The organism is Paenibacillus sp. FSL K6-1566 (genome assembly GCF_038050475.1).
Taxonomy (GTDB): Bacteria; Bacillota; Bacilli; order Paenibacillales; family Paenibacillaceae; genus Paenibacillus_AQ; species Paenibacillus_AQ lactis.
In genome coordinates this window covers 2183073-2201891 of the sequence record NZ_JBBOSR010000001.1, presented here as the reverse complement: position 1 = coordinate 2201891, position 18819 = coordinate 2183073, and the positions used below count along the sequence as shown (strand labels likewise).

At 54.8% G+C, this 18819-nt stretch carries 11 protein-coding genes; 2 read left to right on the top strand and 9 right to left on the bottom strand.

Annotated features, from left to right (window positions below):
- Positions 1 to 13: 13 nt before the first annotated feature.
- From NST08_RS09390 to NST08_RS09350, 9 genes are all read right to left on the bottom strand, one after another.
- On the bottom strand, positions 14 to 3151 hold the full coding sequence (locus NST08_RS09390) for an alpha-amylase family protein (protein ID WP_210095540.1): 3138 nt from the start codon (positions 3149 to 3151) through the stop codon (positions 14 to 16).
- Complete coding sequence (locus tag NST08_RS09385; protein ID WP_007129522.1) at positions 3148 to 4467, bottom strand: glycoside hydrolase family 125 protein; 1320 nt, start codon at positions 4465 to 4467, stop codon at positions 3148 to 3150. The genes NST08_RS09390 and NST08_RS09385 overlap by 4 nt, the downstream gene beginning before the upstream one ends.
- A 38-nt stretch (positions 4468 to 4505) precedes the next feature.
- Complete coding sequence (locus NST08_RS09380; RefSeq protein ID WP_210095541.1) at positions 4506 to 7724, bottom strand: alpha-mannosidase; 3219 nt, start codon at positions 7722 to 7724, stop codon at positions 4506 to 4508.
- A gap of 5 nt (positions 7725 to 7729) precedes the next feature.
- Positions 7730 to 10027, bottom strand: coding sequence for a glycoside hydrolase family 3 N-terminal domain-containing protein (locus tag NST08_RS09375; RefSeq protein ID WP_007129520.1), 2298 nt, complete (start codon positions 10025 to 10027; stop codon positions 7730 to 7732).
- 28 nt (positions 10028 to 10055) lie between these two features.
- Positions 10056 to 10952, bottom strand: coding sequence for a carbohydrate ABC transporter permease (locus NST08_RS09370; protein ID WP_034273797.1), 897 nt, complete (start codon positions 10950 to 10952; stop codon positions 10056 to 10058).
- A gap of 54 nt (positions 10953 to 11006) precedes the next feature.
- Positions 11007 to 11936, bottom strand: coding sequence for an ABC transporter permease (locus NST08_RS09365; protein ID WP_167324103.1), 930 nt, complete (start codon positions 11934 to 11936; stop codon positions 11007 to 11009).
- A 149-nt stretch (positions 11937 to 12085) separates the two neighbouring features.
- Positions 12086 to 13567 carry an ABC transporter substrate-binding protein gene (locus NST08_RS09360; RefSeq protein WP_007129517.1) on the bottom strand — a complete coding sequence of 494 codons (1482 nt, stop codon included), beginning with the start codon at positions 13565 to 13567 and terminating at the stop codon, positions 12086 to 12088.
- Positions 13568 to 13693: 126 nt separating this feature from the next.
- Positions 13694 to 15205, bottom strand: coding sequence for a response regulator transcription factor (locus tag NST08_RS09355; protein ID WP_007129516.1), 1512 nt, complete (start codon positions 15203 to 15205; stop codon positions 13694 to 13696).
- Positions 15198 to 17021 carry a cache domain-containing sensor histidine kinase gene (locus tag NST08_RS09350; protein ID WP_210095542.1) on the bottom strand — a complete coding sequence of 608 codons (1824 nt, stop codon included), beginning with the start codon at positions 17019 to 17021 and terminating at the stop codon, positions 15198 to 15200. Before NST08_RS09350 ends, NST08_RS09355 begins: the two co-directional genes overlap by 8 nt.
- A 190-nt stretch (positions 17022 to 17211) precedes the next feature.
- Between NST08_RS09350 and NST08_RS09345 the strand changes: the two genes are divergently transcribed.
- Positions 17212 to 17550, top strand: coding sequence for a L,D-transpeptidase (locus tag NST08_RS09345; protein ID WP_007129514.1), 339 nt, complete (start codon positions 17212 to 17214; stop codon positions 17548 to 17550).
- A gap of 116 nt (positions 17551 to 17666) precedes the next feature.
- Positions 17667 to 18743 carry an AI-2E family transporter gene (locus NST08_RS09340; RefSeq protein ID WP_007129513.1) on the top strand — a complete coding sequence of 359 codons (1077 nt, stop codon included), beginning with the start codon at positions 17667 to 17669 and terminating at the stop codon, positions 18741 to 18743.
- Positions 18744 to 18819: the final 76 nt, after the last annotated feature.

The following is an 18819-nucleotide window of genomic DNA, read 5'->3' as shown; positions in this document are numbered from 1 at the left end:
CCCCTTGTTACCGCTAGGATACGGTAATTTCAACTTCACGTTCCCGATAGACTGCCAGCAGCGCGCCGGCTGCATCGACCGCGAACAATACCGAACGATCCGCCTCAAGCGTAAACGAATAGCTGCGTCCCGTCGCCGGATCCATCACTTCAACCGGAGCGTCCCACGACTGCTCCGACCCGAATACGAAGAGCGCACCTTTATCAAACGATAGCTTCCGGCCATAAACGCCGGACCACTCGCCGCCCTGCTTCCATACCAGTCCCGTATCCGGACCGGACAGCTCCAGCGCATATCGGTACAGCGCAACGAGCGTATCGGTTCGGTCATTCAGTTCTACCGGCAGCGGACACCAGAGGAGTTGTCCCTGTCCGAGCTTCACTTCCTGCACCGGATATCCGGCAGCCGAACCTGAAGCGCTGCCCGCAATGCCTGCGGCCGGCACTTCCTTCGCCAGCTCGGCAATCTTTCGGTGGCCGTAGGATACGGCCATCAGCCGATCGCCGATGCGGACGCTTTCCTCGCGGCGGACGTTAGCCAGCTCACGTACACCGAGCTCGTCGGCTAGACGGTTCACGGGATGCCAATATGCGTCCAGCCCGATCGGACCGGTTACCAGAAGCGTTGCACCCGTACTTTTAACGATGTCGATCAGCTCGTCGAAAGCCTGGTCCTCCACATTATGGGCGCTTGGCAGAATGATCAGCTTCACCGGCTGATCCCGCAGGGAGCTAAGATCGTATTCGCCGACGGCGCGGAACGGCGCGTTCAGCTCATAAGCCAGTGCCCGCGTCGCCTTGGTCGTTGCCTCGAAGGCCAGCTTGCGGTTCGAGAAATCGTTCGAGTACGGGAATACCACGGCGGTCTCCTCCAGCTTCCGGCCGGTAAACAGATCCCGGATTCCGGCCATGAACGCTCCGAAGTCATAGGAGACGTCCGCCTCCGGCTTCTCCGTGCCGTCAGCGCGCAGCGCCCCGATATGGGATTCATTCGCATTATCCATATAGAAGTTCGTATTCCAGATCCAGTGGATCGCCCCCGCACCTCCCGTGGAGAATGCGTATGCGTATTTACGCTCAAGCAGGTTCCGCAGCTCGGCTTCGCTCCGCTTCGCCCGGCCGTCAGGGGTTTCCACATACATAATGCCCGTTTCCTGAATCAGATTGGGCTTATCCGGCGTTTTGGCAAAAATGCCGTCCCAAATCAAATAATCGTTCAGCCACCAGGAATGCACCGTGGTGTAATCCACCGCTTCCGCATAGAAGAACGGGGACGGCCGCTGCGCGCCGAGGGCCTCGTCCTGCCCCACGGTCACCATATGGTTCGGGCATACATCCTTGATCGTCAAATACAGCTCCTTGGCCCAGCGATTGTGCATCTCCATGGAGAACAGCACATAATCGAGCCAGCGCGTGCCCTTCTTGCCTTGGTGCATATCCTGCACATCGAAGTTGATCTCCTCGGGCTCCGGCACAGCCGCCGCTTCGAATGAAGGAAGCTGCTCAGGCGTCATATTCCAACGCTCCTGAAGCCGATTGATCGAGCCGTGACGCGCCTTCAACCATTCGGCAAAGGCCTGCCGCTCATAGGAATCCCGCGCGGAACGCGGCCCATCCGAGAAGATGCGCGGAGGATCGAACATGGACGGCTCGTTGATCAAGTCCCAATCCACGTTCTTCGTATTCTTGTGTCTTGACACAATCGAGCGGATAAACCGTTTCTGCGCTTCAACGCTGCGCGGATCCAAATAAGGATTCTTGCCTTCCCATGTCTCCGGCGTAAAGGAGAAGAAGGTGAAGGTCACCTGCAAATCATGCTTTTTCGCCGTCATCAAAAATGCGTCGATCGAGCGCAGCACCTCTTCGGATGCATGTCCGTCGACCTGCATCACGTTCCGGTAGGCCGTCCAGATGCCCGTGCGAATCCAGTTAATGCCGGCCTTGCTCATCTGCGCCATATCCCGGTCCCAGACGTCGGTATTCGGTAGGAACAGGAATTTCCGCGCCACATCGGAGGTCATGTAGGTCATGCCCACCACAGGCAGCGGACGTCCGTCCTTGATAAAATAATCCCGGTTGCAGCTGACCGGCGTTCCTGCCTGAAGCAGCTCCGCATCCGCTCCCCAGAAGCCCTGTTTCAGCCTGCGAACCTCACCGTCCGGACCTTGGGCTTCACATACGACGCGATAAGCGCCCGGCTTGATATCAAGCGGAACCGAAATCCGCTCCACATGGAACTGACCGTTAACGCCTGCTTGATGATCCCGGGTCCAGCGCAATGCTTCATCCTGCTCATGGGTCACCGTAATGCGGAATGTCCAATCCTGCGGCTCGGCGATAGGCAGAGCGCGTCCCAGTCTCTGCGTCTGCAGTGTAAGGACGGCGCGCTCGCCGGCTTCATACGAAGCGTAGTTCGGTTTGATCCACAGCTCCGTCACGCCGGCAGCCGTGAATGCAGCCCACCGACGTACCTCCTCTCCCCCGCCCTCTTCCCAGAAGCGAGGGGAGAGGGGCTGGTTCACCAGAAGCCAGCGGCCGCCGGCGTACGGGCCGCCTACATGCTCCCACAGCACCGCAGGAGCGGCGACATCGCGGCCCTCGGCCGTCATTCCCTTAAGCAGCGCATAAATGCGGGTGTCCATCGGGCCTGCCGAACCCATTTGATGCGGAAGGTCGCTGCTCTTGGTTACGTGCGGAACCAGGTTCCATGTATCCGCTACCTGCAGCAGCTCCCGGCTGTTCTCCATCAAGGGAATCTCGTCGCTGGCTTCCAAACGGTCCACGCGCCCGCAATCGACCGGCAGCGCTTCATGGATATGCAGCTGCTGATGATAGGCCGTCTGCTCATGCTCGATTATCCAGCGGCCGTCCTCGAAACGTACCGGGCGCTTGAAAGGCGCGCCCCCGATGCTTACGAGACCGTCTCCGTTCCGAAGGAAATCCAGGATGGAGCGCCATGCGGATTTCGGAAAATACGGAGCGTGCAGGTTGACCAGGCTTGCCCCCGGTCCCGCTGCAGACAACGCTTCCGCAAGCTCATCGGCACGGCACACGAGGCCGAACGATTCCAGAACTGCGGCAGAAGCCGGCAGCCCGGCGGCTTCCGCCGCCGGAAATGCCGGATCATACAATACGATCAGACGCCCGCTCATAGAATCCCCGCCTTCATCGCCTGATAGACCAACTGCGAGAAGAGGCTGTTGGACCAGGCGAACCATGATCTGGTGAATTCGGACGGATTATCGGCATGGAAGCCTTCGTGCATGAAGCCCGTATCGGCATCCGTCGCTTCAAGAAGCGCGATCATCTCCAGCTTCTCTTCGGCGGTCTGTGCCGTCAGCCCCTGCATCGATAATGCCATATGCCAGATGTAGCCCGGCGGCGTATGCGGACTGCCGATGCCTTTGGCCGCGGTGCCCTCGTAATAGAACGGGTTTTCTTTGCTAAGCGCGAACCGGCGGGTGTTCTGATAGATCGGATCATCCGCCGTAACGTATCCAAGATACGGAATCGACATCAAGCCCGGCGTTCCCGCATCGTCCATGAGGCAGTAATTGCCGAATCCGTCGGTTTCGTAGGCGTAGATCGGCCCAAACTCCGGATGACGGTAAATCCCGTACAGCTGAATACCGTGGTCAACGTCGGCTTCAAGGCGCTTCAGCTCGTCCAGGAGCGCCATATCCCGGAACACCCACTCGGCGAACTCCTGCATTTGGCGCAGGGCAACGACCGCGAACATATTGCCCGGAATATTGTAGTGGAAATCGCATGCGTCATCGCTGGAGCGGAAGCCGGACCAGATCATGCCCGTATAATTGACCGGCATGCCGAGGCCATCATTGCGAAGAGAATCCGTCGGGATGCCGTTGTTGCGGGTAAACCGGTACGGCGACTTTTCGAAATGGCGCTGCTCGGTTTTGAACAGCTCCACGATTTTCAGCATTGCGGATTTAAAGTTCGCGTCGAACACGTCCGTAAGTCCCGTTTCTTTCCAATACAGATAGGCCAGGCGGACGGAGAAGCAAAGCGAGTCGATCTCGAATTTCCGTTCCCACACCCATGGCGACATGTCGGTTACGTCCGTCGTGTTCCAATGCCAGTCGTTGGCCGACTCATTAAAAGCATTCGCGTAAGGATCGATATGAATATATTGAAAATGACGTTTGATCAACCCGCTCAATATACGCTGGAGCTGCGGATCTTCCTTCGCAAACGGGATATAGTGGACGACCTGCTCCACCGAATCGCGCAGCCACATCGCAGGGATATCGCCAGTGATGACGAAGGTCGTGCCGTCGTCCATCAGCTTCGTGGTCGTCTCCAGCGTGTTCGGAAAGCAGTTCTTGAAGAGACGCAGCAGCTTCGGACGGTGCGCCAGCTTCTCCTCGGCTTCCTCTAGCACGGCCTGGATTGATGCCGGCAGCTCGAGTGCAGGCATCGGGATTTTGGGGAGTCTGAATTGTTCCATGTTGTTCTGGCTCCTTCTTGTTCAGTAATGTGTCGTTCCTAGTTCATAGTTCTAAATTTGATCGTTCGGATCTCGTACGGCTTAAATTCAAGCTTCAAGCTGCCGGCTTCGCAAACGATCGGTTCAAGCTCCTCTTCAAGCGCATTGGAAAGGTACGCCGCTTCATAAGCGTGAGGCCATTCAAGCCTCACTTCCTCCCGGCCTCCGGCTGATTCGTAGAGACGCAGAATATAACCGCTGCCGTCCTCTGCCGGCTTAACCGTATCCAGCACGACATGCACGCTTTCCAGCTCGATCCATGAATGAACCGGCGCAAGGGTGCCTTTCTTCGGACTCGTCTTCAAGCAAGGGAGCTCGTGATTCAGTTCGGCAGCCTTGCGTACAACTCCTGCTTGTCTCCAGTCTCCTTCATGCGGATAGAGCGAATAAGTGAATACATGCTCGCCCAGATCGGCCGTCTGATCCGGCCATTTCGGTGCTCTTAGGAGCGACAGCCGAATGGTGCTGTCCTGGATGTCATAGCCGTACTTGCAGTCATTGATCAAGCTGACGCCGTATCCATGCTCGGATACGTCCGCAAACCGGTGGCCGCACACCTCATATTGAGCCTGTTCCCAGCTCGTATTCCGGTGGGTCGGGCGTTCGATCGTGCCGAACGGGATTTCATAGGTCGCCTTGTCGGCCACGACGTCGATCGGAAAGCCGACCTTCAGCAGCTTGTGCGATTCGTTCCAGCTGACATGCGTCTGAAAATCGATTCGCTTGTCATGGTGATACAGGATCATGTCCTGCGTGATGACAGATTCATGGATGCGCCAGCTAAAGCGCAGCACGTCCTGAACGTCACCTTGATGTGCCAGCTGCTTTCCGATCAGTTCGGCGTCGCCGGCCGGCTGATCTTCATAGCGGGTATCGATATCCCACGCATCCCACAGCGTCGGACGGTCATGGAAGAAATGGAAGCGGTTCGCCGACTCGCCCGGCTTCACGATTTCACGCTGCGCTTCCTTGTCCCACAGACTCGTAATTTCGCCGCGGTGATTGAACCGGATCCGGTAATATTTCGTCTCCCAAACGTCGCCAAGCTGAATCTGCGCTATTGCAAGCGCCGAACCCGCATCTCCACCATCCGGTCCATCGTTCGGCTTGTCGTTCCGATCATCGTTCCGTCCATTGATCAAGTCATCATTCGAGCCTTCGCCGGATCCGCTAGCGCCGGTAGCCTTGAGCCAAATCGTTGTGTATCCAAAGCCCGGAATGGCGGGAACGTAAACATGCATGCTCTTCGGTTCTGCATCCGACTCCCCGGGGATCATATCGTACAGAAGCGGCGTTCCGTCCGCATCATGCGGCGCAAATCCGGCAAGCCCCTGATCCTCCGTCAAGGATATGACGGCATTCCGGGTCCATCCGAGTCCGTTAAATACAACGTAAGGGATTCCTTCCCCTTCGGTATTGATCTGTTCCGCTACCGCCTTCACAGCTGTATGAAGGCTTGTCTGTCCGAGCTTGAATACCTCTTTGTATTCCTTCTCCGACGTGACATATGATTCCGTTATCGCCGACCCCGGAATAATATCGTGGAACTGGTTAAGCAGAATCAGCTTCCAGCCTTCATGCAGCGCGCGGATCATGCCCTTGCGCTCGCCTGAATTCAGTGCAGGGAATGCCATGGTGCCCCACAGCTCCGCCTCCCGGTACAGGATTTCGGCTTTGCGGTTATGCCGCTTGTTGCGGGCATGCGTCGTGTACGTACCGCGATGGAGCTCAAGATACAGATCTCCCCGCCATTTCGGGAGCTTCGGCTGCCGCTCTTCGATACCATTGAAAAATTCCGCTGCCGTGCTGTACTTGCTGGCAGGCTGCCCGACCATCAGGTCGGCTCGCTGAATGTTCTCCAGCATCTCGCGGGTTACGCCGCCTCCGCCGTCGCCATGCCCGTAGAGCAGCATCTGCTCGGGATGAACGGCCTTCTGCCGGTAGGACTGCCAATGATCGTGCACGTCCTTCGGCAGCGTGTTCTCGTTCACGCCGTGATTCAGATAGGACAGCATCGGCGTTCCGTCAATGCCGACCCAGTGGAACAGGTCATACGGGAAAACGTTCGTATCATTCCAGCCGAGCTTCGTTGTCATGAAGTAACGGATGCCGCCATGCTTCAAAATCTGAGGCAAGGAGGCGCAGTAACCGAACGTGTCCGGGAGCCATTCGATATGCGAGCGTCTGCCGAACTCCTCCTGGTAAAAGAGCTGGCCGTACAGCATCTGCCGCATCAGCGACTCCCCGCTCGGAATGTTGAGATCGGGCTCGACCCACATTCCGCCGACAAGCTCCCAGCGTCCTTCCTTAATTCTGGCCTTCACCCGCTCGTACAGCTCGGGATCATGATCCTTCAGGAACTGATAGAGCAGCGGCTGGCTCTGGGCGTAACGATACTCCGGATATTCGTTCATAAGCGCATCGACCGTCGAGAAGGTCCGGCTCGTCTTACGCACCGTTTCGCGGACCGGCCACAGCCAGGCGATGTCGATGTGCGACTGTCCGACCATATGCTCGGTGCCCTCACTGTTCCCTCCGATGAGCTTGACCCTCCGGACAAGCTCCTGCTCCAGCTCGGTTACCGCGGCACCTTCCCGGATTGAGCCTTCATCCATGCTGACGAAGGCGTCCATGGACGCATGCAGCGCTTCCATAAGCCGGATGCGCCGCATATCGGACTCCGGCAGCAGCCTGAGCGAATCTCTCACGATGGTAACGGTGTACATCAAGCTTTGGACCGGCCGGTTCACCTTCACGAGCTGGCTTGAAACGCGCGTAATCGGCGGCTGAATAACCGCCTGCTGATTCAGCGGGTCAACCGGCTCCGGAATCGGATCGTACAGCTCGATTTCGAGCTCCATCCGGGTGCCCGTCCGCTGGGGATCAAGGGTGACAAAGGTATGGTTGCGATCCAGGCCTTGATAAGACGCTCCATTTACGCGCAGCAGGCCCTCACCGCCGGACTCGAATATAAGCCCTACCGTTCCCGCTTCCTCCAGCCACTCCTTCGGCAGCTCCAGTCTGCGGCGGAAGAAATACGTCGTTCCCTGCTTGCTCGGAAACCGATCGAAGTCCTCACCTTCCGTGTAAGGCGCCGAATTCTCGTACACCCCCGGCACCACGTAGGTGGACCGGGTGATGCTCCATTCTCTCAACGAAACGGATTCCAGCCATTGCCGCTCCGACAATTCGCGAATAAACCGTCTGATTCTTTCCATGGGCATCAGTCCTCCTGCACGGTCAAATCCGCGCTGAGCGTGTCGTTCACATGCTTTCCGACCATGACCCGGAACAAGCCGGGCTCAACGACGGGTTGATAGTTTTGCCCGATATACTGAAGCTGCTCGGGGCCGACAGTGAATTCGATTCGCTGTTTCTCACCGGGTTCAAGGTATATTTTACGGAAGCCCTTGAGCTCCTTGGCCGGTCTTGTAAATCGGCTTGCCGCATCATTAATGTATAGCTGCACGACTTCGGCTCCGGCTACGCTGCCGCTGTTCTCCACATTCACCGTGACGACCGCGGTTTCGCCCGTTCTAATCGTTTGCGGGGTCACCTGAAGATCGGAATACCGGAACTCCGTATAGCTGAGTCCGTAACCGAACGGGTATTGCGGCTGTGAATCCTCCTCAAGGTATCGCTTGCCGCGGGACCGCTTGCCGTTATAGTACACGGGAAGCTGCCCGACATGCTTCGGAATCGAAATCGTGAGCTTTCCGGACGGATTCACGTCCCCGAACAGAATGTCCGCGACCGCGTGGCCGCCTTCCTGTCCCGGATACCAAGCCTCCAGAATGGCATCTGCATGCCGGTCGATCCACGGCTCGGCAATCGGCCGCCCGTTGATGTAAACGACAACCAGACGCTTCCCAAGCTTGTGGATCTCCCGGGCCAGCTCCAGCTGGACGCCGGACAGCTGGAGCGTCATCCGGTCGATGCCTTCCCCGCAGTCCATATCGCTCCAGTCATTGCCGGTAACCTTGGAGGCACCTGTCCGCAGATCGATGGTGCCTTCGCCGAAATCGCGGGCGCTTGAGCCCCCGAGCACCAATACAACCGTATCGGCCTGCCCGGCGCAGGAAAGCGCCAGCTCGAAGCCTTCGCGGGAATCCCCGTTGATCCGGCAGCCGGGCGCATACAGCACGCGCCCTTTGTCCCCTCCAAGCTTCGCGCGGATGCCCTCCAGCACCGTTACGACGCGGGACGGAGGCTGAGGCGAGGTGTAATCCCCGAGCTGATTATAGCCCTGGTCGGCATTCGGTCCGATGACGGCAATAACGCCGTCTTCTTTGGAGAGCGGCAGCGTGCTGCCTTCATTCTTAAGCAGCACGATTCCTTCGGCCGCGAGCTGTCTGGCCATCTCCCGGTGACGGGAGCAGCCGATCACCTGCTCCGCCCGCGCCGGGTCAGCATAAGGATTTTCGAACAAGCCAAGCTTGAACTTCAGCGTCAATACCCGTCGCACAGCCTCATCCAGCACCGAAACGTCCAGCCGCTTCTCTTGGACCGCACGCTCAAGATACATGCCGAACATCTCGCCGGACATCTCCATATCGATGCCGGCCGATATCGCCGAAACGGCCGCGTCCATGCCATCCTCGGCCGTATCATGTCCCGCAGCCAGCATATTGATCGCGCCGCAGTCCGTAATGACCATGCCGTCGAAGCCCCACTCCTTGCGGAGCACGCCATCCAGCAGCTCCTCGTTCACGGTGCAAGGAACGCCGTCAATTTCGTTATAAGCCGGCATGATGGAGGCAGCGCCAGCTTCAACGGCCTTCTTGAACGGATACATGTCCACTTCCATCAGCTCGCGCGTTCCCATATGGACAGGGCCGGCATTTCTGCCGCCTTCCGAGCTTCCGTAGCCGACGAAATGTTTCAGGGTGGCTGCCACGCTGGCCTCTCCGTCAAGAGATTCGCCCTGCAGCCCTTCAACCGATGCGGCAGCGAATTCCCCGATCAGATACGGATCTTCGCCGAAGCACTCCTCCGTACGTCCCCATCTCGGATCACGCACGACGTCAAGCACCGGCGAGTACGTCACCGCCCCACCCTGGCTGCGCGTTTCAAGCGCTACGGCGCGGCACATCTCGCGATACAGCTCGGTGTTCCACGTGCTGCCGAGCGACAGCGGAACAGGGAATACCGTCGCCCCGATCGCCATATGCCCATGCGAGCATTCCTCCCCGATCAGGATCGGAATGCCGAGCCGGGAATGCTCGACCGCATAGCGCTGGATTTCGTTCACAGCCTCTGCTCCTTCACGCGGGGACAGGCCCGTATCCAGCGTGACGCCGGTCCATGGGTCGGCACGCAGCGTGCCGTATAAGGAACCGACGCCCCCTTCCTTCACCTGCTCCTTGAACGACTCGGCCAGCGTGATCTTGCCATCCTTCGACTCATACGTTTTCCAGCCGAAGGGCTGGACCAGCTGACCGACCTTTTCCTTCACCGTCATAAGGCTTAGTAGATGCTCTACCCGCTGGGCAATAGGCTTGCTGGGATCTTTATAACTCATCTTATCTCCTCCGCTCGCGTCCAGTAGTTTACTCTTTCACCGCGCCGATCGTCAGACCTTGAATGAAGTAACGCTGGAAGAAAGGATAGGCGAGAATGATCGGGCCCGTGGCCAGTACGACCATCGCCATCCGCGACGTATCCTGCGGCATGCTCTGAAGTGCAGCCATGCTCAGCGATGAATTTTGGGAATTTTGCAAAATGAACTGCATGCTGGTTTCGATCCGCATCAGCATCGATTGCAGCGGAACCAGATTCGGGTCATCGATATACAGAAGCGCATTGAACCAGTCGTTCCAATAGCCCAGTGTGCTGAACAGGCCGATGGTGGCCAAGCCCGGCAAGGACAACGGCAGCACCAGTTTATAGAATATTTTAAACTCGCTTGCACCGTCAATTTTTCCGGATTCAATGATGGCGTCCGGAACGCTCGTGCTGTAGAACGTACGGAGAATCATAATATAGAAGGCGTTCAGCGCCAGCGGCAGAATCAGCGCCCAGATCGTGTCCTTCAGGTTCAGCAGCTGGGTCGCCACGATATAGGTCGGCACCAGGCCGCCGTTAAACAGCATCGTGAAAAATGCGAAGAACGAGAAGAAATTACGGTATCTGAAGCTCTTGCGGGAAATGGCATAGGCATAGAGCGAAATAATGAACAAGCTGATCAGCGTGCCCACAACGGTTACGAAGATCGTTACGCCGTAGGAACGGAGCAGCGTATCCCCTGTTTGGAATACGTACTTGTAGGCTTCCAGGCTCCATTTTTCCGGCCAAATCTGATAACCGTTCCGCGCCAGCGACGCCTCGTCCGTGAACGAAATGATCATGACGAACAGGAACGGGAACACGCACAGGAACGAGAAGATGCCGGCGATCAAGTTGAACACAACGTTCCATCCGGTGGACAGGTGGTGGAAATCCTTCATCTTGCTTCTTGCTTTAAACACATTACATACCTCCTTCTTTGAAAGCTGCGAGTCTTAGAACAATGCGTTATCCCGGTCATATTTCCGTACGATATAGTTGGATACGAGGACGAGGATGAATCCGACAACCGATTGGTACAGGCCTGCAGCCGTACTCATTCCGATCTCTCCGGTCGTCTTCAGACCGCGGTATACATACGTATCGATTACGTTCGTTACCGAATACAAGGTTCCGGAATCTCTCGGCACCTGGTAGAACAGACCGAAGTCGGCGTAGAATATTTTGCCGATCGCAAGAAGCGTCAGAATGGTCATCAGCGGCTTCAGCATCGGGATCGTGATCGCCTTGATCTGCTGCCACTTGTTCGCGCCGTCAATCATGGCTGCTTCGTACAGAGACTTGTCAATCCCCATGATCGCAGCGAGATACACGACGCTGTTATATCCTACCGATTTCCACAAGCTGATCAGCGTCAGGAAGATCGGCCAATACTTGGCCTCGGAGTACCATTGCACCGGTTCCATGCCGAACCAGCCGAGAATTTGGTTGAGCATCCCTTTGTCCATGCTCAGGAAGCTGAACGCAAAGTATCCTACGATAACCCAGGACAGGAAGTATGGCAGGAACATGCCGGTCTGGTACACCTTCGCCAGACGCTTGTTGACGATTTCGGACAACACGATGGCCAGCGCCACCGAGAAGAGCAGCCCAAGAATGATAAAGACAAAGTTATACAGCACCGTGTTCCGTGTAATAATGTACGCATCGTTTGTGCTGAACAAAAATTTAAAGTTCTGGAATCCGACCCATTCGCTGTTTACGATACTGGCCCAAAAGCCGTCCCGGCTGAAGCGGTATTCCTTAAACGCAATAATCGTCCCGAACATGGGCAAATATGAGAATAAGAGGAACCACAGCGTCCCCGGCAAAACCATGAACAGCATGGCTTTGTTTGTCATAAGATTTTTGAAAAACTGTCCGATTGCTCTCACGCTTACCCCTCCTCGTGAAGTATGAAATGACAAAAGAAGGGCGGTCATATTCCGCCGCCCCGTCCAGTGTTTCGGCCCTTAAGGCCGGCCTGCCGCCCATCAAGGGGCGAACAGCAGGCCGGAAGGCCGAGGGAATTCTATTACTTGTTGTTTGCTTTCCATGCATCGATTTGGCTTTGCGCCTCGGCGATGATTTTATCCAGACCCGCAGCTTTCAGCTTCTCGTTCGCTTTAGGCAGGTACTCTTCAGGGTTAACCGTGCCTGTCATCAGCGGCGCCCAGAACTCTTCTTTTACGTTGTTGACCGCAGCGAGCTCTGTGGACACTTTGGTTGGGTCGAAGTTGAAACCAAGCAGCGGTGCAGGCTTACCGGACTCGTTGAACTTCTTGAACTCTTCCCATTTGTTCTCAGGATCTTCAGGGTTCAGGTACGTCAGCATGACGTTACCGAGGGAGAAGGTCGGCATGTCGTAGTTTTTCGACTCTGGCAGGTTCTCCATTACGTTCTCGCTAAGCTTCTTGTAGTGAACGCCTTCAATACCGGAATCCACCAGGTTGCGAAGATATACGTCGGTGTTGAGCAGGTTCAGGAACTCCATCGCTTTCTCAGGATGCTCGGAGTTGGCCGAGATCGCCTGCATGGAGCCCATAACGGACCAGTTGAAGATCGTGGCATCGCCGGCAGGCGTCGATACGACCGGATAGCCGTAGCTTTGGCTCCACAGGTTGTCCGCGAACGGCTGTGTAGCGGCACGGTCGGCGAACCAGTTGCCCGATGTCATCAGATCCTGCGTAGAAGTCGTTGTTGCTGCTTCAGGGGAGATGTATCCCGCTTTGTAGTACTTGTTCATCAATTTGAGCGTTTCCAACGTTTCCGGCATTTCAAGGAAGTTTACAACCTTCAGCTCTTCCTTGTCATCCAGGTAAACGGCCATCGGCATTTTCTCGATGATGTAGTCGAATGGAAGCAGTGGTCCGAAGTCTTTGCTGATCGCCAGCGGAACGACGTTCGGCTCGTTCTCCTTGATCGTTTTGAGCAGCGGCTCAAGGCTTTCCATCGATCTTACGTTGGAGATATCGAGATTGTATTTATCAAGCAGCGTTTTGTTGAAGCGCCATGCCTCTTGTGCTGGAAGCTCTTTGTTGGCAGGGATCGCGTAGTTGTGGCCATCGACCTTGGAGCCTTCCAGGAACGCAGGGTCAATCGTTTCTTTGATGCCTTTTCCATGGGTTTCCAGAAGCTCGTCGAGCTCAAGGAATGCGCCTTTACGCGCGTTTTGCACGTAATCGAATGCCCAGGAGCTTGTGAACAGGATGTCCATCGGTTCGCCGGATGCTGCCATAACCTGCATCTTCTGGTTGTAGTCACCGAAATCGATCATTTTCATGTCGATCGTAACGCCGATTTTTTCAGCTGTATATTTGTTGATCTCAGCTTCAACCTTGTCGACGTCCTTCTGCGGCGTTCCGATCGTGTACCAGATCAGCTCAACCGGCTTTTCGGCCGTTCCTTCAGTGCTGCCAGCGCTTCCTTCTTTCTTGCCTCCGCATGCCGACAACAGCATTGAAGCGGATAACAAAAGCGTCAGCGGCAAGAGCCATTTTTTCTTCGATTTACTCATGTGAATCCTCCCTTTTGAATCTCAGTATCTCTACACCATTAAGATTATCTGATGAAAGCAGTTTCATATAGGCGAAAAATTAAAGGATTACTGGTGAAAATAAAGAAAAAGCTCTGATTCGATCAATCAGAGCATTCCTCTAAAATCTCTTGGCGATACGCCAACGAATTTTTTGAATTGTTTATAGAAGTAACCGGTTTCCCAATAGCCCACCTGCTTCGCAATATCCTGGACTTTCATCGGGGTTGTCCGCAGCAGCTCCTTCGCTCTGTCGATCCGGTACCGGTTAATATACTCGGTAAAGCTGTCACCCGTCTCCTTATGGAATAGGTGGCCCAAATAAACGGGATGAATGTGGTACTGGGCACCGAGCACCTTGAGGGACAGATCCTCATTGTACCGCAGCTGGATATGATGAAGAATCTGCTGGATGACCGGACTCTTCACATCATTCGTAAGCGAATCGACGAGACCGCCGACTCCGCCCTTGACGGCCGCGATCAGATCATCGATCGAGATGGACTCCATAATTTCATGGACCGTATTCTTCACAAAATCGGGTGCAGCGGTATATTGAATATCGTTCAGCTCCAGCTTGAGCCGAATGACCATCTCGACAGCAATGCTCTTCAAAATTGCCGGATTCATTCCCTGCGTGTGACGGAGCCCTTCAAAATCCGTGTCGATCAGACGGAACAGCGTATCCTTATCCCTTGCCGCGATGCCCTTGGCATACTCCGGCCACTGCACGTTATAAGATTCGGAGGCCTCTCCTTTCTTCAGCTGAACATCCACGTAGTCCACATAAGCCGGCTGCTCCAGCAGCAAATAGTATTCCTGCGCCTCCTTGGCATGGAGATAGCTGTCCGGGTAATTTGCGCCGAGGCTTTGCACGCTCCCGAGCGAGATGCAGATTTCCTCGTCGTAGCATTGCTCCCGCACCTGCTGAAGCAGCCGGACCGCCCTTGCCTTTTCCGTATCCGGGTCTCTCATCATGAAGATCAAGACATGGTCCCCGTCATTGTCGCGGAAGTACATCACGCCCTGTTCCCGTTCCATCAAATCGCGAAGCATCGTCTCCAGCGGAGGGAAATCCGCCCTTAGGATGGATACCATCAGGTAAGGCATATTCAGGTTCAAACCGAGCAGGGTTGCCCGCTCGTTTAGCTCCTCCGGCTCGATGCGATCCGTAATCCAGCGATACAATATATTGCTTCGCAGGATGTTCATATCATATTCGTCAAGCCGCATCTCCCTGCGGGCGTTGTTCATCTTGTCGATCGTGCTGGCAATCGTCTCCTCCAGCTCCTTCAGATTGATCGGCTTCAGCAAGTAGTTTTCGATGCCGAGCCGCATCCCTTCCTTCAAGTAAGCGAAATCGTCAAAGCCGCTTAGGATGATGACTTTCAGATTGCGATTGAGCTTTCTGGCCTCCTCGATGAGCTGAAGTCCGGTCATGACGGGCATGGATATGTCCGTGATCAGGATGTCGACCGGGATAATCATCATTTTGTCCAGCGCTTGGCGCCCGTTCTCCGCATGCCCTACAATCTCAATTCCATACTTCGACCAATCCACGACATCATATAATCCTTCAATAATAAACGGCTCATCATCGACGATAAAAACTTTATACAACTCGGTTCAGCTCCTCTTCTGTAACCGGAATACGGATCGTTACGACCGTACCTTCGTCCGGCTCGCTTTGGATGTCCACTTCGTAGGCTTGTCCATACGTCAGCTTCAAACGATCGTTCACGCTCCGCAGACCGAATGACTCCCCGCTCGATTCGGCCAGCGCAAGCCGGGATCTGATCTCCTCGAGCTGCTCCGGCTCTATTCCTTTACCGTTATCCCGAATCTCGATCCAAATCTCCTGATCCTTCAGCTCCGCGGATATTGAGAGGACATTGTCGTCCCGCTCGCTCCGGAGGCCGTGGACAATATAATTTTCGATCAGCGGCTGCAGCGACATTTTGATCATCGGCACATCCTTGATCTGCTCGTCACAGTACATTTTATAAATGTATTTGTCCTTGTACCGTATGCGGAACAGCTCCAGATAGAGCCGGCATGCCTCCAATTCATCCTTGAGCGTGTATCTGGTTTTATGCTGAACGATATTCTTGAACAGCATAGACAGGCTGTAGATCATGTCCCCGACATCCTGAGCCCCTTGCGACAAGGCCCTCATCCGGATCACTTCAAGCGTATTGTATAGAAAATGCGGATTGATTCTCGCCTGCAGCGCCGACAGCTCGGCGTTCTTCTGGTTGATCTCCGCTTTATAGACCTGGTCGATATACCTCGTCAGCTTGTCTAGCATTTCGTTGAAGCTGCTGGAAATCTGTCCGAGCTGATCCTCCTTCGCATCCTGGATCCGGGCCACAAAATCGCCCTTCTCGACCTTGCGCATGAACCGGATGATGTTATTGGTGCGCTTCGAGTAGTTGACGATCATGAGCGACGGAATGGACACGGCAACCACAATGCACAGCAGCGCCGTCGCAATGATCGTGTTCCGCAGTCCTTCGAAGGCACCGGCAATTTCGCGTTTGGGCGTAATGCCGACGACCGTGTATCCCGCTTGACTGTGCACGGCTGTGGTCACATACGATTCCTCTTCCAGCGCAGCGGTATCTTTCACTTTCCCCAATTGGTCCGTGTAAGGATATTTCTGTCCGTAATATTTTCCCGAAGAGTCGAACATGACCTGGCCGTCCCCCGACAGGATCATGACATAGCCCTTCATCTCGGTTTCATTGCTTCGCAGGACCTTATCCAGCGCCTCTGTCCGATACAGCACAAGCAGCTGGCCCAGATTCTTGTACGTCGTCATGTCATTGATCGGACTGCGAATGGATATCAAAGGCACGCTGGCATCTCCGGTCAGCTTCCGCAGCCACAGATTCGGCAGCGTGACGCTCTGGGTCTCCATCGCCATCACATCAGGAATATAGGATCGCGTAGCGTTGGCTTGATATAGCCGGGTCATGCTACCCTGCTTGTAGACGTATACATACTGCTCCTCGGCACTGTACAGCATGATGTTCTGGATATCCGGATCATCGTCGAGCCTCTGCTTGAAGTATGCCAGCACGCTGTCCGTATTGGACTGGGTGCTGTCGACGATCCGGTCCATCCGCTTCGCCATATACTCGTTAAACGAACTCATGAGGAAATAGGAAGCGTCCAGACCGAGCGAGCTGTTCCGGTACAGCTCATTAACATAGGACTGCACGTTCTCGTACTTTTGATCGACATACCGCTCGACCCGCTCCACAGCTCCACGCTGAACGTCCAGCTCGCTGCGGACAGCAGACTGAAACAAGAAATAGTACATTAAATAAGATAAGGCCACGATCGTAATGACCGCAATCACGGCGATCAGCAGCAATATTTTGGTGAACATATTGTTTTTAATATATTTCCGGTACAATCCTGCAGGAGACATGAGGTGATCCCCTTCCTGTGAAATTAGCGCCTTTGCATGGTCTATCTGTACTTACTATAACATCGGCAGGGAAAGCGCAATAATTGAAATATTCGCCAATTCGGTGAAGTCAGCATTTGCCTATTTTGGGGCTTCGAGGGGCGGATGCACCCTTGCTCTCATAGCATGATCAGAAGAAAGGAGAATGCTGATGCCGAAATATCGCATTATCGTGGATATATCCGATTACCGGCTGCATCTGCTGGACGGAGATATCGTCGTGCATACGTACCCGGTGGCTCTCGGAAAGCTGGCAACCCAGACGCCCCCGGGCAATTATACGATCGTGAACAAGCAGCCCAATCCCGGCGGGCCCTATGGCGCCTACTGGCTCGGACTGTCCAAGCCGCATTACGGCATCCACGGGACGAACGATCCCTCATCCATCGGCAGATCGGTTTCCCACGGCTGTGTGCGTATGTATAACAAGGATGTGCTTGAGCTCGCTTCCCTCGTGCCTGTCCATACCCGTGTCACCATTCGAAAATAGCTTACGAATAACAAGCGGCAATCCTCCGATGATTTCAAATCCCGCCAAATGGGTTAAATACAACTGTTAAACGGTACTTTACCTTAACTATTATTCGCCGTTATGGAGGGATTGCCATGATGCAGAGCAAATATTTTCGTACATGCCTCGGTATAATCGCCCTGCTCTTGATCATTTACTTGGGCTCCAAAGTCAGCTTCCTGTTCCGCCCGATCGTTTCCATGTTCAATATGCTGATCTTTCCGGTGGCAATCGCCGGCTTCTTCTACTACCTGCTTAGGCCGATTGTGGACTACCTGGAACGGCGCAAAATCAAACGATCGATCGGCGTGCTCATGCTGTACTTCGTATTCGCCGGCCTGATGGCCATCTTCGGCATCGTCGTATGGCCGACATTGCGGGAGCAGATCGAGAATTTCATCAGCCATATGCCGTTTCTGGTCGAGGACATGCAGGATCAGCTTGACCAGCTGCAGCAGGCGCCGTACTGGTCCCGCTTTATCCCGACCGAATCGGAGCTCGCGACATCCTTGACCGAATACATGAACCGAATCATTAATTGGGTCAGCAATTCTGTCAATCATCTGGTTACCGTTGTGTCCAGCGTGCTTGTCATCATTGCAACGATCCCGATTATTCTGTATTACATGCTGAAGGAAGGCGGGAAGCTCCCCCCTAAACTGCTCAGCGTGCTGCCAAGACGCTACCGGCGCGACGGGCAGGAGGTTCTCGTCGAGATCGACGGCGCGCTCAGCAGCTTTATTATCGGTAAAGTGATTTTGAATCTTATTCTGAGCCTGCTCATGTATATCGGATTTTTGATCATCGGTCTTCCTTATTCGCTGCTCTTGACGGTCGTTTCGTTCTTCCTGAATTTCATTCCATACATCGGCGCGGTGCTTGCAAGCATCCCCGTCGTCATTATCGGGTTTATCGAATCGCCCTCCATTGCCATCTGGTCCCTTGTCGTCATTATTATTGCTCAACAGATTCAGGATAATATTTTGACGCCGGTGATCTATGGCAAGCAGCTCGATATCCATCCGCTGACAACCATTGTTCTTATACTCGTCGGCGGCGACTTCTTCGGCATCCTCGGCATTCTGCTCGCCATCCCAGCCTATATGATCATCAAGATCATTGTGGTGCGGATTTATGAAATGTTCTTGGCCGAGAAAGTGGATGAATTATAGAGCCCCGCGCACGCAAAAAAAGATGTCCTCAGGTCTTATTCCACTTAGGAAATCAGGGCCTGGGGGACATCTTTTC